22 protein-coding genes and 1 riboswitch are annotated in these 25856 nt (G+C 63.3%); of the genes, 10 read left to right on the top strand and 12 right to left on the bottom strand.

Features of this window, described 5'->3' with window-relative positions:
* Positions 1-2 precede the first annotated feature (2 nt).
* Entirely contained in the window at positions 3-1400 is a 1398-nt protein-coding gene (locus ABWI03_RS04690; RefSeq protein WP_298777324.1) for a YncE family protein, read from the bottom strand.
* 392 nt (positions 1401-1792) lie between these two features.
* Positions 1793-2002, top strand: a riboswitch (cyclic di-AMP (ydaO/yuaA leader).
* 8 nt (positions 2003-2010) lie between these two features.
* Here ABWI03_RS04690 and ABWI03_RS04685 point away from each other — a divergent pair.
* Entirely contained in the window at positions 2011-2574 is a 564-nt protein-coding gene (locus tag ABWI03_RS04685) for a transglycosylase family protein (protein ID WP_095968827.1), read from the top strand.
* Between the two features lie 83 nt (positions 2575-2657).
* Here ABWI03_RS04685 and ABWI03_RS04680 read toward each other — a convergent pair whose 3' ends face one another.
* On the bottom strand, positions 2658-2846 hold the full coding sequence (locus tag ABWI03_RS04680; RefSeq protein ID WP_019744939.1) for a hypothetical protein: 189 nt from the start codon (positions 2844-2846) through the stop codon (positions 2658-2660).
* A gap of 60 nt (positions 2847-2906) precedes the next feature.
* Between ABWI03_RS04680 and ABWI03_RS04675 the strand changes: the two genes are divergently transcribed.
* Both ABWI03_RS04675 and ABWI03_RS04670 read left to right on the top strand, forming a co-directional pair.
* A complete protein-coding gene (locus tag ABWI03_RS04675) occupies positions 2907-5231 on the top strand; it encodes a helicase-associated domain-containing protein (RefSeq protein WP_124567575.1) in 2325 nt (774 codons plus the stop codon).
* Between the two features lie 87 nt (positions 5232-5318).
* Entirely contained in the window at positions 5319-5444 is a 126-nt protein-coding gene (locus tag ABWI03_RS04670) for a hypothetical protein (protein WP_007733507.1), read from the top strand.
* A gap of 425 nt (positions 5445-5869) precedes the next feature.
* Here ABWI03_RS04670 and ABWI03_RS04665 read toward each other — a convergent pair whose 3' ends face one another.
* Positions 5870-6520 (bottom strand): TetR/AcrR family transcriptional regulator, encoded by a 651-nt coding sequence (locus tag ABWI03_RS04665; RefSeq protein WP_200316406.1) that lies wholly within the window; start codon positions 6518-6520, stop codon positions 5870-5872.
* Positions 6521-6788: 268 nt separating this feature from the next.
* On the opposite strand from ABWI03_RS04665, the gene ABWI03_RS04660 reads away from it, so the two are divergent.
* From ABWI03_RS04660 to ABWI03_RS04640, 5 genes are all read left to right on the top strand, one after another.
* Positions 6789-7982, top strand: a complete 1194-nt coding sequence (locus tag ABWI03_RS04660) for an LLM class flavin-dependent oxidoreductase (RefSeq protein WP_298777323.1) — start codon at positions 6789-6791, stop codon at positions 7980-7982.
* Complete coding sequence (locus ABWI03_RS04655) at positions 7979-9055, top strand: alcohol dehydrogenase catalytic domain-containing protein (protein WP_200316407.1); 1077 nt, start codon at positions 7979-7981, stop codon at positions 9053-9055. The genes ABWI03_RS04660 and ABWI03_RS04655 overlap by 4 nt, the downstream gene beginning before the upstream one ends.
* A gap of 180 nt (positions 9056-9235) precedes the next feature.
* Entirely contained in the window at positions 9236-10894 is a 1659-nt protein-coding gene (locus ABWI03_RS04650) for a DNA repair helicase XPB (protein ID WP_003940219.1), read from the top strand.
* Positions 10895-10996: 102 nt separating this feature from the next.
* On the top strand, positions 10997-13075 hold the full coding sequence (locus ABWI03_RS04645) for an amidohydrolase family protein (protein ID WP_298777322.1): 2079 nt from the start codon (positions 10997-10999) through the stop codon (positions 13073-13075).
* A 74-nt stretch (positions 13076-13149) separates the two neighbouring features.
* On the top strand, positions 13150-13812 hold the full coding sequence (locus ABWI03_RS04640) for a DUF3239 domain-containing protein (RefSeq protein ID WP_095968822.1): 663 nt from the start codon (positions 13150-13152) through the stop codon (positions 13810-13812).
* Positions 13813-13821: 9 nt separating this feature from the next.
* Here the strand turns inward: ABWI03_RS04640 and ABWI03_RS04635 are convergent, their stop codons facing one another.
* From ABWI03_RS04635 to ABWI03_RS04610, 6 genes are read right to left on the bottom strand one after another with little or no spacing between them, the layout of a single operon-like run.
* Complete coding sequence (locus ABWI03_RS04635; RefSeq protein WP_095968821.1) at positions 13822-14808, bottom strand: LLM class F420-dependent oxidoreductase; 987 nt, start codon at positions 14806-14808, stop codon at positions 13822-13824.
* A 13-nt stretch (positions 14809-14821) separates the two neighbouring features.
* Positions 14822-16054: an MFS transporter gene (locus tag ABWI03_RS04630; RefSeq protein WP_298777321.1), complete on the bottom strand. Its 1233-nt coding sequence runs from the start codon at positions 16052-16054 to the stop codon at positions 14822-14824.
* On the bottom strand, positions 16051-17397 hold the full coding sequence (locus ABWI03_RS04625; protein WP_200316411.1) for an LLM class flavin-dependent oxidoreductase: 1347 nt from the start codon (positions 17395-17397) through the stop codon (positions 16051-16053). The genes ABWI03_RS04630 and ABWI03_RS04625 overlap by 4 nt, the downstream gene beginning before the upstream one ends.
* A 31-nt stretch (positions 17398-17428) precedes the next feature.
* Positions 17429-18301, bottom strand: a complete 873-nt coding sequence (locus ABWI03_RS04620; protein WP_095968818.1) for an ABC transporter permease — start codon at positions 18299-18301, stop codon at positions 17429-17431.
* Positions 18294-19115, bottom strand: coding sequence for an ABC transporter ATP-binding protein (locus ABWI03_RS04615; RefSeq protein ID WP_003940477.1), 822 nt, complete (start codon positions 19113-19115; stop codon positions 18294-18296). The genes ABWI03_RS04620 and ABWI03_RS04615 overlap by 8 nt, the downstream gene beginning before the upstream one ends.
* Positions 19112-20191, bottom strand: coding sequence for an ABC transporter substrate-binding protein (locus ABWI03_RS04610; RefSeq protein WP_200316414.1), 1080 nt, complete (start codon positions 20189-20191; stop codon positions 19112-19114). The genes ABWI03_RS04615 and ABWI03_RS04610 overlap by 4 nt, the downstream gene beginning before the upstream one ends.
* A gap of 277 nt (positions 20192-20468) precedes the next feature.
* Between ABWI03_RS04610 and ABWI03_RS04605 the strand changes: the two genes are divergently transcribed.
* The gene (locus tag ABWI03_RS04605) at positions 20469-21431 is read left to right on the top strand and encodes a sigma-70 family RNA polymerase sigma factor (RefSeq protein ID WP_298777320.1); all 963 of its coding nucleotides are present in this window, start codon (positions 20469-20471) and stop codon (positions 21429-21431) included.
* Here ABWI03_RS04605 and ABWI03_RS04600 read toward each other — a convergent pair.
* Entirely contained in the window at positions 21407-23128 is a 1722-nt protein-coding gene (locus ABWI03_RS04600) for an FUSC family protein (RefSeq protein ID WP_298777319.1), read from the bottom strand. The genes ABWI03_RS04605 and ABWI03_RS04600 overlap by 25 nt on opposite strands.
* Before the next feature lie 188 nt (positions 23129-23316).
* Between ABWI03_RS04600 and ABWI03_RS04595 the strand changes: the two genes are divergently transcribed.
* A complete protein-coding gene (locus tag ABWI03_RS04595; RefSeq protein WP_435054141.1) occupies positions 23317-24504 on the top strand; it encodes an acyl-CoA dehydrogenase family protein in 1188 nt (395 codons plus the stop codon).
* 4 nt (positions 24505-24508) lie between these two features.
* Here ABWI03_RS04595 and ABWI03_RS04590 read toward each other — a convergent pair whose 3' ends face one another.
* Both ABWI03_RS04590 and ABWI03_RS04585 read right to left on the bottom strand, forming a co-directional pair.
* Entirely contained in the window at positions 24509-25126 is a 618-nt protein-coding gene (locus ABWI03_RS04590) for a TetR/AcrR family transcriptional regulator (protein WP_234036857.1), read from the bottom strand.
* Positions 25127-25131: 5 nt separating this feature from the next.
* Positions 25132-25788, bottom strand: coding sequence for a TetR/AcrR family transcriptional regulator (locus ABWI03_RS04585; protein ID WP_124567585.1), 657 nt, complete (start codon positions 25786-25788; stop codon positions 25132-25134).
* Between the last annotated feature and the right edge of the window lie 68 nt (positions 25789-25856).

Below are 25856 nucleotides of genomic sequence, written 5' to 3'. Positions count from 1 at the left end.
GATCAGCGGCCGAGGCTACCGAGTCCGGGGAGATTGCCGAGCGAACCGGTACCCGTTCCCGGGTTGCCCGGATCTACGGGGCCGACCGGACCCTCGGAGACCACGATGGTCACGCTCGACGCGCGCGAGAGCACGCTCTTCGCAGTGATCTCGACGGTGACGCTGCCGACAGCGGTGGGGGTTCCCGAGATGGTGCCGTCCTGTGCAAGTGACAGTCCACCGGGCAGAGTGCCGTTGGTGAGTGCAAAGGTTGCGCGGGAGACAGCGGAAGCAAGCTTCTGCGAATACGCCTTGCCGACCTGACCAGCAGGCAGTTCGACGGTCGCGGGCAGCGGGTACGCAGCAACTACCGTCACCTTGCCCCCGTTGGTCGTCGACGCGATGGCGCCGGTCGAGGTATCGAGTGCGAGGTTTTTGACCTTCTCCAGTGCGGGAACCTTGGTATCGGTCAGAGCGGTGGTGGCGCGGGTCGTCAGGTCGACCGACCACAAGTGTCCGTTCATGATGTCCGCGACATATGCAATGCCTGCAGCCGAGTCGACGCTCACGCCGTTGGGAATCGCAGTCGGAGACAGCGTGGTCTTCGACAGGACTGCGCCGGCTGGCGTGATCGTCCACAGGTTGGTCGCCCTGGTGTCGGTCATGTAGACGTTTCCGGTGTTCGTGTCGACATCGACGTCGACCGGGTAGAGGTTGTCGGCACGCACGATCGACTTGAGCGCTCCACCCTTGCGTACGTCCGCCTGCCACAGCGTGCGTCCGTAGTTCTCGTCGAAGAAGTTGGTGTCTGCGATGTAGAGGAAGCCGCGGTCGCCGTCGAAGGCGAGCTTGGTCGGCGTTGCCGACTTGTCGACGAGAATGCTCGACACGGCGTCGGCGGCGTTGGGGTCGACGACTCGGATGTTGCCGGACTTGTAGTCAGAGAAGTACGCGCGGTGCGTTGTGGGGTCGACGACGACATCGTTGATCTGCGGCCGCGAGCCGTCAGGGTTCTTCTCGCTCAGCGTGACCGTCTTTTCGACCTTGCCGGTCTTGGTGTCGACAATCGAGATCGCGCCGCCGTAGGAGGAGGACACGTATGCGCGTCCGAGGCCCGAGTCCACGGCAAGTGCCGACGGGTAACCGACGACACCGTCGATGTTGCCGACGGACTCGCCGGTGTTCGTGTCGACGACGGACAACGAGCTGGTCGGTCCGCCGTACTGCGTGATGTATCCGCGGTGGGTTGCCGAGTCGACGACGATGTCGCCAGGCTGCGTTGCGGAATAGCTTCCGACAACGCCGTGTGTCGGATCCTCGGGTGAGGCGTGTGCAGCGGGAGCAGTGACGGACAGGCCGACAGCAGCAGCGGCGACGGCGAGGGACGCGGTGACCGCGCGCCGACGGTAGTGCAGATTCATGAGGGGTGCCTTAATGCTTTGGAAGACTCTGAGGATTCTGCCCTTCGGGCAGATGAGGCAAACCTAACCTAAGTTTCAATTTCGATGTTGAGACGCAGGCCACATCTTCGGCCGGAATCGACGCGCCTCTCAATCACCCGCCATTCCATTTCCATATAACGTGTGACCTTGCTCACATTACGGATGGATAACGGAACGGACACAACCGGACATTCACTCAGGCACCCCCACCTACCTGGGAAGAGTCTCCTGCGCTTTGTGTGACGCGTTGTACGTCCTTCGCCACGCCGCGTTATCAAATGGTGACACGAGAGACTCGAGCCGTTACCGTCGTTTTCGGCCGGGAAACTCGGCCACCTCCGGCCCGCCGCGCCAAGCCTTGTCCCGCGGGTACCGGACTTCCGACAGAGCATTCCAGGGACGAGGACGGGGGACCCAAAGTCCTCTGTGAGAACAGAAAAGTTCTCCAGTGGACACCGGTTCGATCGCAAGACCGAATCTTGGGGTGAAGCCAGACCCTTTCCAGCCAGGAAAGGCGAGGCCGGGCGACCTCTCAGCCCGAACCCGACAGCTGACCTCGCAGGCGCGTGTGGAGAGGATTTCGACCATCATGAGCGGACGCCATCGCAAGCCCACCACCACCGGCCGCACTGTCGCCAAGGTCGCCGTCACCGGCGCCATCATGGGCGTAGCAGGAATTGCAGCCACCGGAACCGCAAACGCTGCCCCCGACTCCGACTGGGATCGTCTCGCCCAGTGTGAGGCCGGCGGAAACTGGGCCATCAACACCGGCAACGGTTACCAGGGCGGACTGCAGTTCTCCCCCAGCACGTGGAACGCACACGGCGGCGGACAGTATGCAGCCACCGCAAACCAGGCCACTCGCGAGCAGCAGATCGTTGTTGCCGAGCGTGTTCTCGCAAACCAGGGTTGGGGCGCATGGCCGTCCTGCTCCTCCAGCCTCGGACTGAGCAGCGGCGCCACCGAGCGTTCCGCTCCGGCCACCACGGCTCCTCAGGCAGCTCCGGCTCCGGCTCAGCAGGTCGCTCAGACCGTTGCACACCCGGTCGCTGACGCCATCGATCAGGCAATCGCGTTCGCCAAGGCCAACGGCATTCCGGTCGACCCGCAGATCCTCGCAGTCGCCGACACCGCGAAGACGTTCCTCAAGTAACACCGGTAAGACTGTCCGCTCGGACGCTCGAACATCAAGAAGGCCCGCACCGATTCGGTGCGGGCCTTCTTCGTGTCGAGTTGTTATCGGTTGATGACGGTGTGCGGGTGTACGTAGGGAAGTGACTCCACCGGAACCGGAAAGGTGGTGTCCTCGCCGAAGGGTGAAAGTCCACCTGCGCGGGTCGATGACAATTCGGTCACTGCGTGATCTCCGTCTGCAGTTTCCGGCCATCCTGGATCTACATAGTGTTGCTTCGAATTGTTGGCCACGAAGTCATTTTGACAGGACGCCGTTACGCCGTACAGACCAGGTCTCTAATCTGATACCTGATGACCGAAACACGTGGCACCCCGGCGGGCAGTTCCGCAGCCGAAAGTCTGACCGATTGGCTCTCGGCGCGCAGTGACGCCGAGTTGACGGAGTTGCTGCGTCTGCGCCCCGATCTGGCCGTACCGCCGCCGAGCACGATGGTGGTTCTCAGCGGTCGGGCACAGCAACGCGCGTCGGTCAGCCGAGCTGCGGACGAACTCGACACCCTCGATTTCGGTCTTCTCGAATTGTTGGCACTGGCTGGCGCCGAGGAAACCCCGATGACGCGGGCGGAGCTCAACAGTGCGATCGCCGAACGCGCCCTGACCGGCAAGGGCAAGGTCACCAAGAAGGCCGTCGACAAGTCACTGTCGAAGATGCGCGAGTCCGCCCTCATCTGGGGTGTCGATCCCATCAGCGTCGTCCCGGCGGTCATCGGGATGATTCCGTGGCGTGTGGGGCGAGCCCTCGAGCCTGCCGAGGCGATGACCGAGACCGAGATCTCGGCAGCCCTCGACGCTCTGGACACCCGCGAGCGGGATCTCCTCGAGACTCTCGCCAACTCGAGCCCGATCGGCCGCACCCGCGACGCCGCCCCCGGAACGCCGCCGGAGCGCCCGGTTCAACGACTGCTGGCGGCCGGCCTGCTGCGGTGGCTCGACGAGCAGACCGTCGAACTCCCGGCGACGGTTCGTCAGGTCATCCGCGGCGAGCCGGTTTTCGATCCGACGACGCTGACCGCACCCGTCATCGGGGGCGACAAACTCAAGCCTGCGGACGTGAACGCCGCAGCAGCGGGCGAAGCGCTCGAGTTGGTACGCCAATGCGAGAACGTGATCGCCGTTCTGGGCGCAGCACCGGCCCCCGCACTGCGAGCCGGTGGTCTCGGTGTTCGAGAACTACGACGCGTGGCCAAGACGGCCGATCTCGACGAAGCGCGCGTGAGCCTGCTCGTCGAATTGCTCTCGGCAGCCGGCCTCATCGCCAGTGGAACGCCCGACCCGGCGCCGGTCTCGGACAACGCGGACGAATACTGGACGCCCACACTCGCCGTCGACGGCTGGCTCAACGCGTCCACAGCGCGTCGGTGGGAGGTCCTGGCATCCGCCTGGGTTGACGTACCGCGAGTTCCGTGGATGATTGGGCTGCGCGATTCCACCGACAAGCCGATCGCCGCATTGTCCGAGGAGGGCCGAGCCCCGGCGGCGCCTCGCGATCGCCAGGCCATTCTGGGGCTGCTCGCCGAACTCGACAGTGGCCAGACTGCTTCGGCCGTCGAGGTGAGTCGGCTGCTCGCGTGGCGACGCCCGCGATGGAGCGGGCGCCTGCGGACGTTCGCGATCGAGCGGACTCTGGACGAGGCCGCCGCGCTCGGACTGGTGGCCCGCGGTGCTTTGTCGTCGCCTGGACGAGCATTGCTGCACGGTGGGGACGCCGAAGCCGAAATGCAGTCCGCGCTACCCGAGCCCATCGACTACATCCTGGTCCAGGCAGATCTGACGTTGGTTGCTCCCGGCCCGCTGGTACCGGACCTGCTCGAGCAGGTGAGCCTGGTCGCGGACATCGAGTCGGCAGGATCGGCGTCGATGTACCGCATCAGTGAGGACAGCGTGCGTCGTGCGCTCGACGCCGGTCTGACGGCCACCGAACTGCATGCGATGTTCGCTTCGAAATCGAAGACGCCTGTTCCCCAATCACTTTCGTATCTGATCGACGATGTCGCCCGTCGACACGGGCGACTGCGTGCCGGGGTTGCGGCGTCGTTCATTCGGTGCGAGGACGCATCGCTTTTGGCGGAGGTACTTGCATCCGCGGTGGCCGAGCCGTTGGCTCTGCGCGCATTGGCTCCTACGGTCGCGATTTCGCAGGCCCCGCTCCGCGAAGTCCTGGCCGAGCTGCGAGCCGCCGGATTCGCACCGGCAGGTGAGGACTCCTCGGGCACGTTGGTCGATCTCCGCCCACGTGGGGCACGTGTACCTAACCGTCGCAGCCGACCGGCGTCGAGAATGCCGGCGAGCCCCTCGGCGGATCAGCTGGCGTCGTTGGTACGCACGATGCGGGCAGGTGACCGCGCTTCCGCCCCGGGCCGTGGTGGTGTCCGGACGGACGGTTCGAGGGAGAACAACGCCGCCACCATCGCCTTGCTGGCCACGGCGGCCCGAGACAATTCCAGCGTCAACATCGGCTACGTCGACGCTCAGGGGGTGGCGACGCATCGCATCGTCGACCCCGTCAGCGTGGGCGGCGGACAGTTGGACGCCTTCGACCCGGCTAGTGGTGCCGTACGCCGTTTCACGTTGCACCGCATTACTTCCGTCAGCCCCGTCGACTCCGGAAAAAAGTAGCAGAAAACAAGCAACTGGCTTTTTTCTGTAAATGAAGTATGGTCGAGGTCAGTTTGTGATTGCCACTTCGAAAAATGAGGAGCGACAATGGCTGACAAGGCGCCGGGTAAGAACATGAAGAAACCCGCCCAGTCGATCAAGGAACGCCGCGCGGAAAAGCGGGCGAAAACTGCGGAGTCTTCCGAGTTCATTCGTAAGCGGAAGCGGAGCTGACAGCACAGTCCAGAGGAAGACGAGCTGACTGCGAAGCTGACCCATGCCTGCCTCCACCGACACCCTCGTGCACCTGCACGAGACATTCAACCTGTTCAAGTCACGTAGTCGAGGAACTGACGCGCGCTCGCGCGGCTACGCAGCGGGCATGACCCTCGCTTCACTCTGCGTCCTCGACGAACACGCTCGGCAATCCGGAATACTACTTTCGGATTTACCGCAGAAAGAGAATCAACCATCGTGAAAAGAACAATCCACACCCTGGACCGTATTCAAACCAGACTTGAATCGGAGCTTGATTCCACTCCGGGTGATTCCGAAAAGAATATCGGTTATCGATCCGGGATTTCCGAAGCTATTACTCATGTAATGGAAATGCGGAAGTCAGTGGTCGCGCAGAAATAGGAGGCGTATCGATTAGGTACTCACCCCAATAACTGCCGCACTCCACCGATAAGAAAGACGACCTGGTCCTCGTAGAAGTCGGCGAGCCGCTCCGGCGCGAGCGGCTTGCCACTTCCGCTCCAATCGTCCGCCCGGCTCAACGCGTGGAGGAAGCCCATCAAGGCGATAGCCCAGCGAGTCTCCATTCTGTCCGGATCGGTAGCGGGAAAGGTACGACGGACCTGGTCGAGCAGGTGATCGCGGAGGTGCAGCTCTGTCGCCTCGAGGGCTGGATGGCCGGCTCGCGACATCCGCGGCTGCGAGATCTGCGTGACGATTCTGATCCAACGCATCCCCCGCGTGCGATGGCGAACGAGCAATGCCTTGTAGGGCGCGGTGACGGCCCGTACCAGCGCCTCGACCGTCGGCGGTGTCTTGTCGGCGGCGAGGGCGTCCACGTTCGCGCTGATCTGATCTCGCACCGACGTCCCCATGTCCAGCAGCACCGCGGCGACCAGATCGTCCTTGGTGCCGAAGTGGTAGTGGACGGACGACGGCCCGAGGCCGGCTGCGGCGTTCACCGCGCGCAGGGACACGGCGTCCAATCCCTCTGTCGCAAAAAGGCGCTCGGCAGTTTTGAGCAAGCGTATGCGCGTCGCGTCGCCCTGACGGTTCTGCCTGGAGTCGGTCATACGAACGAGCTTCGCACGGGCTCGACAAACGTCTCCACAGTGGCGAACGCGGAGTCAGAGTGATTCACAGCCTGCTCTTTCCTGATTCACATGATCGACTTGAAGAAACACTATCCTGCAACATCGACGCATAAGTTGTTGTATTGCAGATGATTACAAACCTCCCACTGTGCGGGAGATTCAACTTATTGGATCACTTGATCCATGTTAGACATCTCGATCAGAGCGAGTGAGCCAAATCACTTCCCTGTCGACAGGAGATGTCATCGTGTGGTCCGCATCGTCCATCCGCTTCGGAGCATTCCTCGCCCCGTACCATCCGCTCGACGCCGATCCCGCCCTGCAACTCAGACGCGATATCGACCTCATGACGCACTTGGACCACCTCGGATTCGAGGAAGCCTGGATGGGTGAGCATCATTCGACCGGCGCCGAGATCGTGCCTGCCCCGGACATCTTCATCGCCGCAGCCGCCGAGCGGACCGAGCGCATCCAGTTCGGCACGGGTGTGACGTCCCTGCCCTATCACCACCCGCTGATCACCGCCGACCGCATCACTCAGCTCGATCTCCAGACCCGCGGACGACTCATCTTCGGCACCGGTCCGGGCAAGATCCCCCTCGATGCACACATGATGGGCATCAACCCGTCGGACCAGCGTCGGCGCCAGGGTGAAGCACTCGAAGCCATTCTCGCGTTGCTCCGCGGCGAGGTCGTCACTATGGAAACCGACTGGTTCACGTTGCGTGACGCGCGTGCACAGCTGCCCACCTACCGAGCGGACGGCATCGAAACCGTGACAGCGTCGACCATTTCCCCCAACGGTTCGGTACTCGCAGGCAAGAACGGCCTCTCCCTGCTCTCGTTGGCGGCGAGTTCACCCAGCGGCTTCGACGCACTGGATCGCAACTGGGATGTGTACGAGAAGGTCTCGACCGAACACGGCCACCGCGCCGACCGAGCGACGTGGCGTGTGGTCAATCCGATGTTCCTCGCCGAGACCCGAGCCGAGGCTGAGCGCGCCGTGAGCCGACGGATCGGATCGATGGCCACCTACGTGAATCGACAGACTGGCCAGAACCCGGCCTGGGCAGATACCCCTGCCGGAATCATCGATCAGTGGCGCAACGACACGCTCGGCGAGTTCGGTCAGGCGATCATCGGTACTCCCGAAGATGCGATCGCGCAGATCGAGCGTCTGATCGAGAAGACGGGAGGGTTCGGCACGTTCCTGATCCTTCACGTCGACATGGCGAGCTGGGAGGACACCAAACACAGCTACGAATTGTTCGCCTCCGAGGTGGTCCCGCACTTCCGGAAGCGCAATGTCGGGCGTCAGGCGAGCATGCAGTTCGCCGAGGACAACCGCGAATACCTGATCGGCGGGCTGGTCGGAGCGATCACCAAAGCCCATACCGACTACTACGGCCGGCCGGCCGAGACGGGAGCCGTGCGCGCATGAGGGCCGTCCGATTCCAGCAGGGAGAATTCGCTGTTGCCGAGGTGGCCGACGCGCCGCCGTTGGCGCCCCATCAGATCCGCATCGACGTCGTCGCCTGCGGGATCTGCGGCAGTGACCTGAGCATGTCGAAGGACCCGTGCCGGTTCGTTCAGGTCGCGCACGACGGGGGCTACCCGCTCGCCACCTTCGATCCAGACGCGCCAGTGGTCCTGGGGCACGAATACGCGGGTATCGTCTCCGAGACCGGTTCTGCAGTAGAAGATTTCACGATCGGCGATCGGGTGGCCGGCATCGGGTTGGCCACCGACACGGCTACCGGGATCCCGACGATCATCGGCTACTCGAACGACTATCACGGCGCGTTCGGCGATCACATCGTCGTCGATGCGTTCTGGGTCCGCAAAGTTCCCGATCACCTGTCACTCGAGCACGCCACACTTGCCGAACCGCTCCACGTGGGCGAGATGCACCTGCAACAGTCCGGCCTCACCTCGGCCGATTCGGCGCTCGTCATCGGCTGCGGAACGATCGGACTGGGCGCCATCGTCGCCGCCAAAGCGCGCGGAGCGCAGATCGTCATCGCTTCGGAGCCCTCCCCGAAAAGACGTGAGCTCGCCGAGAAGATGGGTGCGGACATCGTCGTCGATCCGGCCGAGCAGGATCCGATCGAACTGTGGAATCGGATGATCGCCGAAGGCAACCAGCTTGTCGGTCAGGCCGCGAACGGAGTTCTGATCGCCTACGAATGCAGCGGCCGGGCGGGAGTCATCGGAGAACTGATGCACACGCTGCCGTTCAACTCGCGGATTCAGGTTCTGGCTGCGCCGTTCGGCGACGAGACGATCATTCCCGTCGTCGGGCAGTTCCGGAGGATCTCGATCAACTTCGGTCACGGTCCTTACGAGAATGCCTACGACATCACCCTGCAGAGGCTCGCCGACGGCGAGATCGACGCCGAAGCGATCATCACCGGCCGGGTCGGTCTGGATGGAGTCTCGGACGCTTTCGCAGCTCTGCGCGCACCCGACGAACACGTGAAGATCCTCGTTCTACCCGCCGGCCTCCCGGAATAGCGGTCGATCCTGCCCTGTTGACGTAGGGGTGCCCGCACTCGGGCACCTCTACTTCGGGGTGTGCAAGCGTCGCCTGTTGGCGTATGCGCTCCGATACCAGGACAATGGCAGGGTTGGCGTCAGCCGACAGCGCGGTGCAACGCTTTGTGGCTGCCGCGTTTGTTTCACTAGGAGGCTTCCGTGACCGACGGACCGTTGATCGTCCAATCCGACAAGACGCTGCTGTTGGAGGTCGACCACGAGCGCGCCGGCGATGCCAGACAGGCAATCGCCCCTTTCGCGGAACTCGAACGGGCCCCGGAACACGTCCACACGTATCGCATCACTCCCCTGGCCTTGTGGAATGCCCGCGCCGCCGGACACGACGCCGAGCAGGTTGTCGACGCGCTCGTGTCGTACTCGCGGTTCGCGGTCCCCCAGCCACTGCTGGTCGACATCGTCGACACGATGGCCAGGTACGGACGTTTGCAGTTGGTCAAGAGCCCGGTGCACGGCCTCATCCTGGTCAGCCTCGACCGCGCAGTCCTCACCGAGGTGATGCGACACAAGAAGATCTCGCCGATGCTCGGTGAGAAGGTCGACGACGACACCGTGATCGTCCACCCGAGCGAACGCGGCCGCCTCAAGCAGATGCTGCTCAAGGTCGGCTGGCCCGCCGAGGACCTCGCCGGCTACGTCGACGGCGAAGCGCATCCCATCGACCTCGCATTCGAAGAGGGCCACTGGGAACTGCGTGACTACCAGCAGATGGCAGCGGATTCGTTCTGGGCCGGTGGCTCGGGCGTCGTCGTGCTGCCGTGTGGCGCCGGGAAGACGATGGTGGGCGCAGCCGCCATGGCGAAGGCAAAGGCCACCACCCTCATTCTGGTGACCAACACCGTCGCCGGTCGTCAGTGGAAGCGTGAGCTCATCGCCCGCACGTCGTTGACCGAGGAAGAGATCGGCGAATACTCCGGCGAGCGCAAGGAGATTCGGCCGGTCACGATCGCCACGTACCAGGTCATCACGCGTCGTACGAAGGGCGAATACAAGCATCTCGAGCTGTTCGATTCCCGCGACTGGGGACTGGTGATCTACGACGAGGTGCACCTGCTGCCCGCGCCCGTCTTCCGGATGACGGCAGACCTGCAGTCTCGCCGCCGTCTCGGCCTCACTGCGACACTGGTGCGCGAAGACGGCCGCGAAGGCGACGTCTTCTCGCTCATCGGCCCCAAGCGCTACGACGCTCCGTGGAAGGACATCGAAGCGCAGGGCTGGATCGCGCCGGCCGACTGCGTCGAGGTGCGAGTGACGATGACGGACGCCGAACGCATGTCCTATGCCGTCGCCGAACCCGAGGAGCGCTACAAGCTGTGTTCGACGGCGCACACCAAAATTGCTGTCGTGAAATCGATTCTGGCCAAGCATCCCGATTCCCCGACCTTGGTGATCGGTGCGTATCTCGATCAACTCGACGAACTCGGCGAGGCTCTGAACGCTCCGGTGATCAAGGGATCCACCAAGAACAAGGAACGCGAGATCCTGTTCGATCAGTTCCGTAACGGCGAGATCCAGACGCTTGTGGTGAGCAAGGTCGCGAACTTCTCGATCGACCTTCCGGAGGCGTCTGTCGCCGTGCAGGTTTCGGGAACGTTCGGGTCGAGGCAGGAAGAGGCTCAGCGACTCGGGCGCCTCCTGCGGCCCAAGCACGACGGCGGTCAGGCTCACTTCTATTCGGTGGTTTCCCGCGACACTCTCGATGCGGAGTACGCGGCCCATCGTCAGCGATTCCTCGCCGAACAGGGCTACGCCTACCGGATCACCGACGCCGACGACCTGCTCGGACCTGCAATCGGCTGACCATTTCTGCAACACGTTGCAGAAACAAATGGACATACGTCCAGTTATCTGTAGAGTGTCCCCTGTCACAGTCGTGTCCATCGGCCGGGGGTCACCAGCACCATGCGCTCAGTTCCACGTCTACGGGGTCGGCTCGCCGGAACCATCTCGCTGCTGACTGCCGCCGTCGTCGTCGCCACGACCGGCGTCAGTGCTGCGGCACCGAGTCCAGCTCCTGGCGCGCAGAACTCGGTGTACGCACTTGCGAACGGCTGCTACGCACTTCGCACGGAGTCCGGTGATTTCGTGCGCCGTGACGGAACCGCGTACCTCACCGATTCCACGAAAGCCGCCGACGCCGAACCGTTCCGCCTACACGCGGCCCAGTTGGGCCGTTTCATGCTGTACGGCCCGGACGGATCGATGCTCTCGCACGACGGCGCAGACTCCGTTCTCGCCACCTCCGAAGCAGCTCCGTCCACCGACTGGACCGTGATGTCCACCGGCGAGTCCTTCGTTCTGACCGCGACCTCGAACGGTCGCCAACTGATCTCGCGAGACTTGATGCTCACGATGTCCGATCCCGGTGACGTTCCCGAATCGGCGTTCACTCTGATCCCCCGCGACGGCTGCGCCGATTTCCCCGAAGCAGAAGTGGGTGCAAGCGGTGTTCCGGGAGAAATCGGGCCGAACGGTGAAGTCACCGGATTCATCGACACACACGTGCACATGAATGCTTCCGAGTTCATGGGCGGAAACCTGCACTGCGGCCGACCTTTCGATCCACAGGGCGTCACCGCAGCGCTCGTCGACTGCCCGGACCATCAACCCGACGGGATACCGGCCCTCCTCGAAAACGTTCTGTCGTACGGAAATCCCTTCGAAACTCACGACACCACCGGCTGGCCCAGCTTCGCCGACTGGCCGGCGCACGATTCCCTGACACACGAGCAGACGTACTACAAATGGGTCGAACGGGCCTGGCGCGGCGGACTACGCATCTTCACCAATCTCTTTGTCGCCAATCGGGTCCTGTGCGAGCTGTATCCGAGCAAGCGGAATCCCTGCGACGAGATGGAGACCGTCCGAATCCAGGCCCAGCAGACACGCGAACTCCAGGACTACATCGACGCCCAGTACGGCGGACCCGGCCGCGGATGGTTCCGCATCGTGAGCTCCCCCGAACAAGCCAGGCAGGTGGCCGCCGACGGAAAGCTCGCCGTCACCCTCGGAGTGGAGGTATCCGAACCCTTCGGTTGCTCTGTGCGTAACGGGATTCCGCAGTGCACCGAGGACGACATCGACCGCGGCCTGGACGAGTTGTACGACCTGGGTGTCCGGCAGATGATCGTCACGCACAAGTTCGACAACGCTCTGGGCGGTGCCCGTTTCGACGGCGGCGTCACCGGCGTCGCCGTCAACATCGGCAACTACCTGGGTACCGGCGAGTTCTGGCAATCGGAATCATGCACCGGCGTCGCCGAGGACAACGTGCTGCCCACCAAGGTCGACGGCGCACAGAACCTTCTCGCAGTACTCCCACCCGGGGTGACGCTTCCGGTGTACCCCGCTGGTCCGCAATGTAATTCGCACGGCCTGACCGACCTCGGCGCGTACATGATCCGAGGTTTGATGGACCTAGGGATGATCGTGGACATCGACCACATGAGCGTCAAGACCGCCGAAGCAGCCCTCGATATTCTCGAAGCCGCGAATTACTCCGGTGTCGTCTCGAGTCACAGCTGGAGCGACCCGAGCCTGTACAAGCGGATCTACGCGCTCGGCGGTTTCGTCGCCCTGTACGCCGGGCAACTGGACGCGTCGGACGAGAAGCCCGAAGAGCGTGGATTCATCGACCAATGGCGCGATGCGCGGGCGATGCGAAGCGAGAACTACTACTTCGGTTTCGGCTACGGCGCCGACACCAACGGCTTCGGGCCGCAGGCCGCACCGCGCGGTGACGCCGCCGAAAATCCGCTGCAGTATCCGTACACCGCCTTCGACGGCACGGTCATGGACCAGCAGCGCGCCGGCACCCGGATTTTCGACGTGAACACCGACGGTGTGGCGCAGTACGGGATGATTCCCGACTGGATCGCGGACATGCGCATCGCTGCGGGAGCCGACGGCGACACCATCATCGAGGACATGAGCCGAGGCGCCGAGGCTTACCTGCAGATGTGGGAGCGCGCGCGAAACTAGCTACGCTGGTGGACGGTCCCCGTGCGATCGGGGGCCGGTCCTAGATCGTCCGGCACCACCCGAAGGAACTTTTCGTGGCTGACTTCCAGTTCACCGTCGACAAGGCTCACGCCAAGTCGGTCAACGACACACTGGCCGACGTACGCCGCCTGCAGATTTCTGCGGTGATCTTCGCGATCGTCCTCGCCGCCGTCGGGGCCTGGCTGATCAGCATGGGCGAGGTGTGGTCCATCATCATCGGCGCGGTCCTCGCCATCGGTGCGGCCAGTTCACTGTGGGTGGCGGTGTGGGCGCCCCGCAAGGTGGGAAGCGTCGAATCTCTGTATGCGAACAACCCACTGGTCCCTGCGATCGTCACCGAGGTCCACCCGCGTGCGGCGACGCTGACCGCGCTGATCGACATCGCGAAGCCGGCCGCCGGGGCGCCGAAGTACGCGCTCGTCAGCCGCAACGTTCGACTCAATCCGAAGTGGCGAGTCGGCGACCGCATTCCGTCGGTGGCGCTGCGTTCGGATCGTTCCACCCGAAGCAAGGCAGACACCTGGCAGATGGTCAGTCCCATGCCGATCGAATGGGGAACCAAGGACTCGGCCGTCCTGGCACGAGCGATCGCCGCTGTCAGCGCGAGCGAGTGGAACTTCCTGCAGAGCCGGATTCCCGACTCCGAAGAAGTTCGCACTCACCCCGATCGCCGGGTTCTGATCAAACCGGCCGATCTTCCCGACTCCCTGCGCTAGCCCCAACGGTTACGCGAGCGCGGGAAGCACTTCCTTCTCGAACATCTCGATTCCCGACGTGTCGTACGCGGCCTCGGGGAAGTAGAAGATTCCGTACTCGAGTCCCTGCGCCTTGAGCGCCGACAGGTTCTCGATGATCTGCTCGGGTGTACCCACGGCAGGCATTCCGCGGAAGGCGTCGAGCGACGCATCGGCGGCAGCTTCGCCGACCAGCGGCGTCAGTCTGGCTTTCAGTGTCTCCAACCGCTGAGCCACCTCGGCTTCCGTCGCGCCGATGGCCACGTTGTAGTTGGCCGAACGCACGATGGCGTCGAAGTCGGTACCGACGGTGTCGCAGTGCTTCTTCAGGATCTCCGACTTGTGCACGAAGCCCTCCGGGGTGCCGTCGAAGTTGGTGTACTGCGCGTACTTGGCCGCGATCTTGAGTGTGACCTTCTCGCCGCCGCCGGCAACCCAGATGGGAATTCCGCCCTCTTGCAACGGAAGTGGGCGGCACAGCGCTCCGTCGACCTGGTAGTACTTGCCGTCGAGCGTGGCGCTGCCGGTCGACCACGCCTGCTGCATGATCTGGATTCCTTCGTCGAGTCGGCCCAGACGCTCACCGGCAGAGGGGAAGCCGTAGCCGTATGCGCGCCACTCCTGCTCGTACCATCCACCGCCGATTCCCATCTCGACGCGTCCACCCGTGATGAGGTCGGTGGTTGCAGCGACCTTGGCGAGGTACGCCGGGTTGCGGTAGCTCATGGCGGTACACATCTGGCCGAGTCGGATACGCGACGTCGACGCACCGAGTGCGGCCATCAATGTCCACGCCTCGTGAGTCGCTTCTTCCGTCGGCTGGGGAACGGTGTGGAAGTGGTCGTAGACCCACACCGATTCCCACGGCCCTGCCTCCGCGCGCAGCGTGAAGTCTCGCATCACCTCCCACTGCTTCGCGGGGTCGATGCCGACCAGGTCCAGACGCCAGCCTTGAGGTACGAACAGTCCGAATCGCATGTAGCGAGCGTACCTACCGTTTCCCGACGCGCGAGCGGGGTGACACCCGCGGCGAGTAGATCGGAATGAAGCGGAACATCATTGCTGCGCCGGCGAACGAAGTCGCGCCCAGTGCGGCGAACGCCCACCCGAGCGGGAACACCGCGGCGAGAAGACCGATCGCGAGCGGCCCACCGAACATGCCCGTGTCGTGGGTCAATCGCCATGCAGCGAGGAACTCGGCGCGCTCTTCGGGCGGAGCGATATCGGCACCGAGAGTCATGATCACGCCGTTGCCCAATCCGTTGCCGATCCCCATCACGACGGCGACCACGGTCAGTCCCAGCGCACCCGTCGAGAACGGCAGCATCAGGTACGACACACCGATCACCGTCAGAGAAGGCACCGCGACCAGCCTGCGGCCGTACCGGTCCATGATGTGTCCGGCCGGGTACGAGCACAGCAGGTCCACGGCCGCACCGATACCGAAGATCACACTCACCTGGGCTGCATCCAACCCGAGGTGCAGTGCCCACAGCGGCAGAACCGCCTCCCGCGAAGCACGGGCCGCGCCCATCAGAAGGGAGCCTGTCCCGAGCGTCGACAGGGCGGCACGATGACGGCGAAGGATGTCCGGGAGGGTGACGTGCCCGTGATCGCCGATGCTCGCCTGCGCCTTTCGCGGCGGGTCGGGAACGCGAGCCATCAGTGCCCCGGCGAGTACGACGCCCACCAACTGGACCAGGAATCCTCCGCGCGCTCCCACCAGGAGAATCACGCCGGCACCGATGAGCGGTCCCAGGAAGAAACCCAACCGCCACATCGCCGCGAACGACGACATCGCTCGGGCCCGTAGCCCGAGTGGCACGGTCTCGGCGAGGTAGCTCTGCCTCGCGAGGCCCCACACCGCATTCGCCAGTCCGGTCAGCAGTGCTCCGACTCCCAGCATCCACGGAGTCTGCGCAAGCAGGCAGATCACCACTCCTGTTGCACCCAAGGAACTTCCGCCGATGATCGATCTTCGCTCACCGAAACGCGACACTATCCGTCCGGCCGGGAGGTCACCGAGTACGGCGCCCAAACCACCGAGGGCAACGATCAGGCCGGCGACGGCGACCGACGCACCCAGATCCCGGGCTGTCACGGCCATGATGGGGGCAGCCGCACCCTGACCGATCCCGAAGATGGCCGCCGGCACGAAAACCGTTGTCACCAGCGGCTTGAGCCCGGCAATCGCCGGCTGTTCCTTGGGTACAGTTTCCGTCACGCGCTCACTTCTGCCGCGTCAGCGGCCCGCGAAAACCGGTTCGCCGGACGATCGAGGCCGTAGTGGCCCCGCAGGGTGGATTCGGTGTACTCGGTTCGGAAGAGCCCACGCGCCTGCAGAATCGGCACGACCCGATCGACAAAGACCTCGAGCCCACCCGGCAGGTACGGCGGCATGATGTTGAAGCCGTCCGCGGCGCCCTTGTCGAACCATTCGGTCAACTCGTCGGCCACCTGCTCCGGTGTCCCGGCGAACGTCCGATGTCCTCGGCCACCACCGAGTTTGCCGATCAACTCTCGAACGGTCAGCTTTTCGCTCTCTGCAAGGTCTTTGACGAGTTGGTATCGACTCTTGTTTCCCTGAATCCGATCGATGTCCGGCAGTGGCGGCAGCGGGGCGTCCAGGGAATGTTCGGTGAGATCGACGCCCACCATGTTCGAGAGTTGGCGCAGTGAATACTCCGGAGAGATCAGGTCCGTGAACGACTGCTCCAGGGCCTTGGCTTCTTCTTCCGTATCCGCGATGAAGGGAACGATGCCCGGCAGCACCTTGATCTCGTCGGGACTACGCCCGTACTTGATCAGCCGAGCTTTGAGATCGTTGTAGAAATCCTGCCCCTGCTCGAGAGTCCGTTGAGCGGTGAACACGGCTTCGGCATATCTCGCCGCGAAATCCTTACCGCTTTCGGAGGAACCGGCCTGCACCAGCAGCGGACGTCCCTGCGGAGACCTCGGCGAATTAAGCGGACCGGCGACCGTGAATCGTTCACCGTCGTGGTCGATCCGATGGACACGATCAGGATCGGCGAAAATTCCGGTCTCTTCGTCCAGGACAACGGCTCCCTCTTCCCAACTGTCCCAGAGTCCGAGCGTCACGTCCAGAAACTCCTCGGCACGCTCGTAACGACCGCTGTGCGCCGGTACTGCATCGAGGCCGAAGTTGGCCGCCTCGTCGGCGCCGGCCGACGTGACGATATTCCATCCGCCGCGTCCCCCGCTGATGTGGTCGAGGGAAGCGAACTTTCTTGCGAGAGTGTACGGATCGCTGTAACTGGTCGACGCCGTCGCAATCAGACCCACCTTGTCGGTGGCTGCAGCGATCGCCGAGAGCAGGGTCACGGGTTCGAAGATCGCCTGCGTGTTGTGCTTGACCCGCGGGCCGACTGCCAGTCCGTCGGCGAAGAACACCGAGTCCAGCTTTCCTCGTTCGGCGATCCTTCCCAACTCCTGGAAGTGCTTGACGTCCAGAAGGTTGGCCGCATTTGTGTGTGGGTGGCGCCACGCCGCCTCGTGATGGCCGACGCCCATCAGGAAGGCGTTCAGATGAAATTGTCGTTCGGACATGAGTTCGCAGAATCTTTCCGTGAAAGTGGGGTCAGGTCGTGACGCGCCAGCGCGAGAGCCGACGTTCGATCAGGACCAGAATCGCGTTGATCGTCAGACCCAGCAACGAGATCGCGACGATACCCGCGTACATGTTCGGGATCTGGAAGTTGAGTTGTGAGGCGGTGATCAAATACCCGAGACCGGCTTTGGCCCCGACCATTTCGGCGGCGATCAGTACGAGAATCGACGATGCGGCGGCCATGCGAATTCCGGTGAAGATCGTGGGCACCGCAGCGGGTAGAACCACCTTCTGGAACAGCCGAATCGAGGAGAACCCCAGCGAGGCAGCGGACTTGATCAGCAGCGGATCGACCGTGCGGACACCGGAAATGGTGTTGAGCAGAATCGGGAAGGTGCAGGCGTAGATCACCAGGGCGATCTTCGATTCCTCACCGATTCCCAGAATCAGCACGAAAACGGGAAGCAGCGCCAAGGCTGCAGTGTTACGGAACAATTCGAGAATCGGGTTGAGGAAGTCGGAGACCGGGCGGTACCAGGCGATCGCAATTCCCAACGGAATCGCGATCGCGATGGCCACGAAGAATCCGGTCAGCGCACGCGTCAGGCTGGCTGAGACATGTTCTTGCAGTTGTCCGTTCTCGGCGAGGGTGAAGAATGCGGACACGACTTCGGTGAAGGGTGGGAGGAAAACCTTGTCCACCAGCCCGAGCCGAGGTGCCGCTTCCCAGATCCCGAGGAAAATCGCGATCGCAATCGACGGCTTGGCGATCCGCCACGCGGCGGAACCGACGTAACGCGCCGCCTTACCGCCGGCCTGGCTCCGCTGCGCAATGTCAGGTGTTTTGTCGGGCAACGGTTTCGGGTCGACGACCACGTCCGGCGTTGCCAATGCGCTAGACATGTGCAACCTCCTTGGCGGGATCGAGTTCGCCGGCGCGGGCGCGCTCGACTTCACCGTGCAGCAGTGTCCAGATCCGGTGCCGGAACACTCGGAACTCCTCACCGGATCGCACGTCGTCGCCGGACCTGTCGATGTCGATGTCGACGATCGTCTTGACGCGCCCCGGCCTCGAGGTCAGCACGGCAACACGTTGTCCGAGGTAGATGGCCTCGTCGATTCCGTGGGTGATGAACAGGATCGTTTTGCCGGTGGCCTTCCAGATGCGCAGAAGCTCATCCTGCAGCGACTCCCGTGTCTGTGCGTCCAGGGCTGCAAACGGTTCGTCCATCAGCAACACCTCGGGATCGAAGGCCAAGCTGCGAGCAATCGCAACTCGCTGCTTCATTCCGCCGGACAACTCGTGCGGATAGCGATCCGCGAAGCCTTGCAGACCGACCAGTTCGAGGTAGTGCTCGGCGAGTTCGCGTCGCTCGCTCTTCTTGACGCCCTTCGCCTCGAGTCCGAACTCGATGTTGTGACGTGCAGTGCGCCACGGAAGCAGTGCGTACTGCTGGAAGACGATCCCCCTGTCCAAGCCGGGGCCGGTGATCTGCTTGCCGTCCAGAAGGATTCGACCGGAAGTGGGCGAACTGAGTCCACCGAGAAGGTCAAGGAGAGTCGACTTGCCGCAACCACTCGGCCCTACGAGTACCAGGAACTCCCCCGGCGCCACGTCGATGTTGATGTCCTCGACTGCGGTGAAAACCTCGTCGGTCCCACGAATGTCGAACTGTTTGGTGACGTGCTCGAGCCGTAGTTTCGGTTCTGTGCTCATTTTGCTGCCTCCAGTGCCTGTCCGTCAGCGCCGCTGTCGGGTGAATACGTTCCGTTGGCGTATGGATTGAACTCGTTGGTGTAGATGTCCGACGGCTTCAACTTCCCCTCTTCGAGTTCGCCGTTTCGGGTGAGCCAGTCGATCCACGTGCTGATCTCGGTATCGGTGATCGTTCCGCCGGGGCCGGCGACTCCCGGACTCTTCCAGTAGCTGATGAGCTTGGTGTCCTCGTTGCGTCCTCGGTTGTTGATGATCGAGGTCAGCTTCGCGATCACTTCCTCACGTGGGTGCGTCTGAGTCCAGCGGATGGCTCGCGCTGTTCCCTGAACGAAATCGGCGACCGCCTCCTTGTTCTGCGCGATGTAGTCGTCACGGAACACCAACGTGCCGTAGGTGAACGAGCCGAACAGCGATTCGTCCGTGAACAGCTCACGAAGACCACCACGTTCGAGCGCGGAGTCACGGAAGACCGAGCCGAGAGTGGCGACGTCGATCTGTCCCTGCCGCAGCGCTTGTTCCGTGTTGACCGGCGGCACCACGATCAATTCCACCTGCTTGATCTCGTCCGGCGTAAGCCCCTGTCGCGCAAGCCATTCACGCACGACGAACTCGTGATGCGCGCCGAGGGTATTCATCCCGACCTTCTTGCCGATCAAGTCCTTCGCAGACTTGATCGGACTGTCGTCGAGCACGTAGTACCCGTTGAAGCTCTCCTTGTCCGAGCCGTAGTACCCGATGACCGAGGTGATCGGCGAACCTGCGGAAGCCAACTTCACCACGGCACCGTTGAACGCTCCACCGAACTCGGTTTGACCGGTCGCCGCGTTCTGAATGCTCTGAGGGCCGCTGGTCGTGTCACCGATCCAGTTGAGCTCCACGTCGTTGAAGTAGCCGAGGTCGGCGGCCAACTCGGGGTAGATGACCTGTCCGGTGCTGCCTTCGTACCGCAGGACGGTCTTGCCGTCGGCGGTCTTGACCACTTCGTCGGAGGAGCCCGAGCAGGCAACGGCGAGGCTGGACAGAGTGACAAGAGCGACGACCGCGGCTACCGAGCGCGCGAAACGAGGGCGAATCATGAAGTGGCTTCCTGTAGAAGATGATTGGTTCAGTTCTCGGCTACACCTGTCCGGAGCGCCGTGTGCGGCGCTCGGCACAGGCAGGTGTGGGGAATGTCAGTTCAACGACAACAGTTGAGCGACATGAGCGGGAAAGACCGAAACACGTGAGACTCCAATGAATGTGACGACGGAATCGAGCCGTAAGCAGTGCCGAAACCATACGTCGGCACCCACTACCTGGGTCAACGGTTACATTCATGCCGGATTTAAAGTGTCAGGTCCGTATCATGATGGCATGCTTTCGCCGACGACTGCGCAAGACTTCGAGCAACACCGTGGCCATCTGACGTCGGTGGCCTACCGGCTCACCGGCAGTTTCAGTGACGCCCAGGACGCGGTGCAGGAAACTTGGATACGCTTGCAAGTCGCGCAATCACGCGAAGGTGCCGACCTCGAGATCCGCGAACTGCGCGGATGGCTCACCACCGTTGTCGGGCGGATCTGTCTCGATCATCTCAAGTCGGCCGCGGTGCGCAGAGAAAGCTATGTAGGACAGTGGCTTCCGGAGCCGATCGTCACGGCCGTCGCCACCACCGCGAGCACACCCTCAGCGACACCCGATCCGCTCGCGTACGTGGTGGCTCAGGAACAGAATCGCTTTGCTGCCCTCGTCGTCCTGGACACCCTCACGCCCGCTCAACGAGTCGCCTTCGTCCTGCACGACGGCTTCGACGTACCGTTCGCCGAGGTGGCCCGTATCCTCGACATCGAAGTCGCCGCCGCCCGACAGTTGGCTTCACGGGCTCGGAAAGCCGCAGCATCGGCGCCGGTACCGGTCAGCAGCGAGGAGCATTCCGCCGCAGTCGAACGATTGGTGACGGCTATCGCGAGTGGAGATCTGAACGCCGTGATCGATGCACTCGATCCCGATGCCGTACTGATCGGTGACGCAGGCGGAACGACCCGCACGGCGGTCAACATCGTCCGTGGCAGTGATCGCGTGGCGCGGTTCTACCTGGGGTTGGCGCGCAAGTACGGACCCGCTGCGGTGTTCTCGATGTCACCGGTTCTCGTCAATGGACAGCTCGGCGGTGTATTCGCCGGCTCACCCGGGGACGACCAGTACCCACAGTTCGCCGCGCGAGTCGCCGGCTTCACCGTTCGCGACGGAGTTGTGTGCGCGGCCTACGACATCGCGAATCCAGCCAAGTTCAGCGCTGTGCCGATGCTCGATCACACCGAACCCGAGCGCAAGTAGCGAGACTCCCATTCTTCGAGGTGCGACCTGGACACCTGCGTTCCGAACCACAGCCGGTGCAGCACATCCGATCCCAGGTGATGTAGTGCGGTGTGCGTTCCCCACCGCTGCGACGCCCATTCGGGTTCGTTGTGGGCGGCGTCGATCCCGGCCATCGTGCTGCCTCGCAGTTCGAAGTCCAGGTCGCGACGAAGCTCGGAAAGCTCGGACCAATTCGCCTGTGGTGCATAGTGCCTTGCGCGGATTTCGGTCAGCAGCTTGAACAGGACACTGCCGGCGCGTTCGTCCACCCAGACCAAAGTCCGTCGATGTGCCCCGCGTCCGACCGTCCACAGGACGATCAACGCCACCACGACTCCGATTGCCGTCTCGAGCATGCGGCTGAGAATCAGATGCTGGACGGTCCCGTGCGCACCACCGGCAGCGCCGAGGAGAATGGCCAGGGCGGTGATGAAGATGACGGCGATCCCGTAGTTCCGCACCAGGAACAGCTCGATCCCCGCCATCAGGACGGCAAGCACCGCCACCATCCACAGACCGGTCGGACCCCATACATAGATGACGCCCAACAGAATCAACCCGAGAACGGTTCCGCCGATGCGATGGATTCCGCGATAGGTGCCCAGTATCCGATCCGGCCCCTGGTGAAGGACCATCGCAGCGGCGATCACCGCCCAGTCCGGGCGATCGATGCCGAGCAGAACAGTGAGGGTTCCCGCCGCCATACAGGCCACTGACAGCCGAAGGGCCGTGATCGACGCTCGGCTGGACGGATTGCAGGCGCGGAGGAACCGATACCGGATCGTCGGATCCGGCAGAGGTGGATGAGCACCGACCTCGTCGACGTCGAATGCGGGGTCCGCCATGAGTTCGGGATCGTGGTCGTCGGAGATCGCCCTTGCCATCGAGATCTGCGCTCGTTGGAGTTCGCGGGTCAACGGGTGGTCCTTCCCGACGATTGCGCCGCGGTACAGGCACTGCCACGCGTCGTGCAGGCGAAGCGCGGCAGCGTGGCGCTTGTCTCGCGCCAACTCCGGCGGGGCGTACGTCGCCTGTGCTTCCGTGTACTCCGCAACGGCCGAAACGGCTGCCTGTACCGCGCTGCGCTCTATCGCTCTCGGTGCCCACAGGATGCCCGTCATCGAGACGACCACCGCGCTGATCCCGCCGACAGCCGTCCACGTCGCGACCTCGACCGGCGGCTGGCCGGGAGTGGCGATCACGGAGCTGATCTCGGTGGTGAGCAGTAGGAAGAACGCGCCCGGTGGGCCCAATCGAAGTGCGTCGACGGTAAAGGCGCACGTCGAGACCACGACCGCCATGATCAGTACGACGAAGACCAGGAGAAACGTCGGCGCGCCCGCGGCGATGGCTCGGTGGACCGGCTCCCCGACCGACGCCCCGATGAAGGACAGGATCGTCAGCACCGTCGCGGCGATACCGACTGCCTTCCATCTGCTCCGGTACGGGCGCCCCTCACCGTAGATCGACGCGAATGCGCCGAGGCCGACCAGGAGTGAAGTAGGTCCGAATCCGAGCAGCGTGGCGATGGACGCCGGAATCGCCAGGGCGAGTGCGACTCGAACAGCTCCTGGATACCGGTTTCCCACCGGCGGCAATCCGAACAGGACGCTGCGCGCCGGCCGCGGTGCCGGGAGGCTGGACTCGTGACCCGCTGATGTTTCTTCGGGGTCCACTGCCCATCCTTCGCGCCGGCCTGTTCGTGTCTGTGTCGTCCTATTCTTGCGGGCGGGCGACGTGGCATTCGAGGCGGGTCTGGAGGTCGATTCGACCAGCCCCTTATTGACACACCGTCAACAGTGTGGATGATAGGTGAGGTCAGATCCGCTCGCGGGTCGCACTTCATCGATCGGGAGAAATCACGATGACGCAAGGATCAACCGCAGTCGCTGCAACCCGGACCACAGAACGACGGTCCCCGTGGATGGACGACGAATTGGAGTCCGTTGGCGACCTGGCGAGGAACTTCTTCGCCAAACACGTGACACCGCACCAGAAACGCTTCGCGGACCAGGGTTTTCCCGACAAGTCTGCATATCGGGAACTCGGGACACTCGGGCTCGCCGGCATGTCGATCCCCACCGAGTACGGCGGCGGAGGAGGAACTTTCGCACACGACGCCGTCCTGTTTCACGAGCAGGTGATGGCAGGTGATCATTCACTCCAACTCGGTGTGCACTCGGGAATCGTGCCGCACTACCTCAATGCCTACGCCGATCACGAGCACAAACTGCGCTGGTTACCGAAGTTGGTGAGCGGCGAATGGGTGGGCGCAATCGCCATGACCGAGCCCGGCACCGGGTCCGACCTACAGAACATCACCACCCGCGCCGTCCGTGACGGTGACGACTATCTGATCAGCGGCGCAAAGACATTCATCTCCAACGGCCGCAATTGTGATCTGGTGATCATTGCCGCCAAAACCGATCCCAGCCTCGGAGCGCGAGGAGTGTCGCTCATCGTGGCCGAGGTCGACGACAACACACCGGGTTTCGAGCGCGGGCGAATACTCGAGAAGGTCGGACAGAAGGGCCAGGACACCACCGAGTTGTTCTTCGACGGCTTGCGCGTGCCGGTGACAAACCTGCTCGGGGACCGCGAAGGCACAGGATTTGCCCAGCTGATGCAACAGCTACTGCCCGAACGATTGATCTGTGGGGTTGCTGCCACTGCGGCAATGGAGCGTGCAGTCGCCATCACCGTCGAGTACAGCAAATCGCGAAACATGTTCGGGCAAACGCTCTTCGATCTGCAGAACACCCGCTTCGAACTTGCCGAGTGCGCGTCCATCGCTCGTATCTCACGAACGTTCATCGACGACTGCATCGTCAAATACCTTGCCGGGCAGCTCGATGCGACTACCGCCGCGATGGCCAAGTACTGGCTCACCGATCAGCAGTGCGCCGTGATCGACCGGTGCGTACAACTGCACGGCGGGTACGGCTACGTCCTCGAATATCCCATCGCCCAGATGTACGCCGACGCTCGCATTCAGCGCATCTACGCCGGATCGAACGAGGTCATGAAAGACCTCGTCGCGAGATCTCTCTGAGCCATCAGGAGTCCGCCTCGCAGGCCGGCAGCACTTCACGCACGATTGCCAGCAAGCTGCGTACCAGCAGAAGGTGCACCTGTTCGCGGTCCAGCGACCCGGTCACCAACCACTGCTTACTGGCGGCCTTCGCCAATCCTCCGTACGCCACGATCACCGAATGAACAGCGGCCTTGCTGCCTTCAGTCGGTTGAATCTCGAGCGCATCCATCATGCGTCGCGCGGCAACGTCGTCCGCGTCCTGCAGGATCCGATCCATCTCGGGATCACGGCGAAGGTCGTCGGACATGACTGTCGAGATCCACATGTCTCGATGACGCCAGGCGACGTCGAGCCACCGATCGATCACGGCGGCGATCCGCTTCTCCTGGCTCGCCGATCGCGGAATGCGGTCCACCGCCACTTCGGGGATGAAGACGAATCGCCGTACGACGTCGAGATACAACTCGCGCTTGGAGCCGAAGTAATGATTGAGCAGCGGACGACCGACCCCAGCGGCCTTGGCCAACTCGGTCATCGAGACGTCGGCATAGGGCTTCTCCTCGAAAACCTTTGCCGCGCTGACAATGATCTGTTCACGGCGGTCTTCGGGTCCGAGACGCTTTCCACTGGCGACCGGCACCGAGTTCATTCTTTTCTCGCCGGCGTGCTGTTGACGGTCGCCTGGGCCTCGACCATGAGCGAAATGTGTTCCACCAACCGCTTTCGAGAGATCTTGGAGGACGGGGTGTGCGCCTGATAGATGAACGCGAGGGCGCCGAACAGCCCCACCGAGTTGAGTTCGGAGTTGGCGGAGTCGGCCGTCTCGCCGCCGTACATCAGCTCCAGCGACGCGGAAATCGGATTGGTGAACTCCGCCATCAGTTCTCGCCCCCGGTCCCACAGGGCAGGTTCCGCCTGGGATTCGACGAACATGATGCGTCCACGGCGCGGATCTTTGAATACGTAGTTGGTGAAGGCCTTCACCACGTGACGGATCAGGGCCGACGGTTCGGAAGGCGCGGCTCCGAGAGCGTCCAGAATGGTGTCACGAGCGCCGAGGACGACTTCGTCGAGCACGGCGACCAACAGTTCGTCACGGTTGGTGAAGCTCTCGTAGAAGTACCGTTCGGTCAGCGCGGCCTCGCGGCAGGTCGCACGCATGGTCGCGGCAGCCGCGCCCTCGGTGCCCATGATCTGCAATCCGGCTTCGATCAGCTGCGCCCGGCGCGCGGCGCGGCGGTCTTCCGGTTCCTGCCCACGCCACCTGCGCGGGCCGGTGCGCCGAGCCTCGATATCCGTCATGCCCCCATGTTCTCACTGACCGGCAGTGCTCTCGACCTCAGGTGATCGTGGTGACGCTCGAGAGCGAA

The organism is Rhodococcus baikonurensis, assembly GCF_040489275.1.
Taxonomy (GTDB): Bacteria; Actinomycetota; Actinomycetes; order Mycobacteriales; family Mycobacteriaceae; genus Rhodococcus_F; species Rhodococcus_F baikonurensis.
This window is presented reverse-complemented; position numbering and strand designations above follow the sequence as displayed.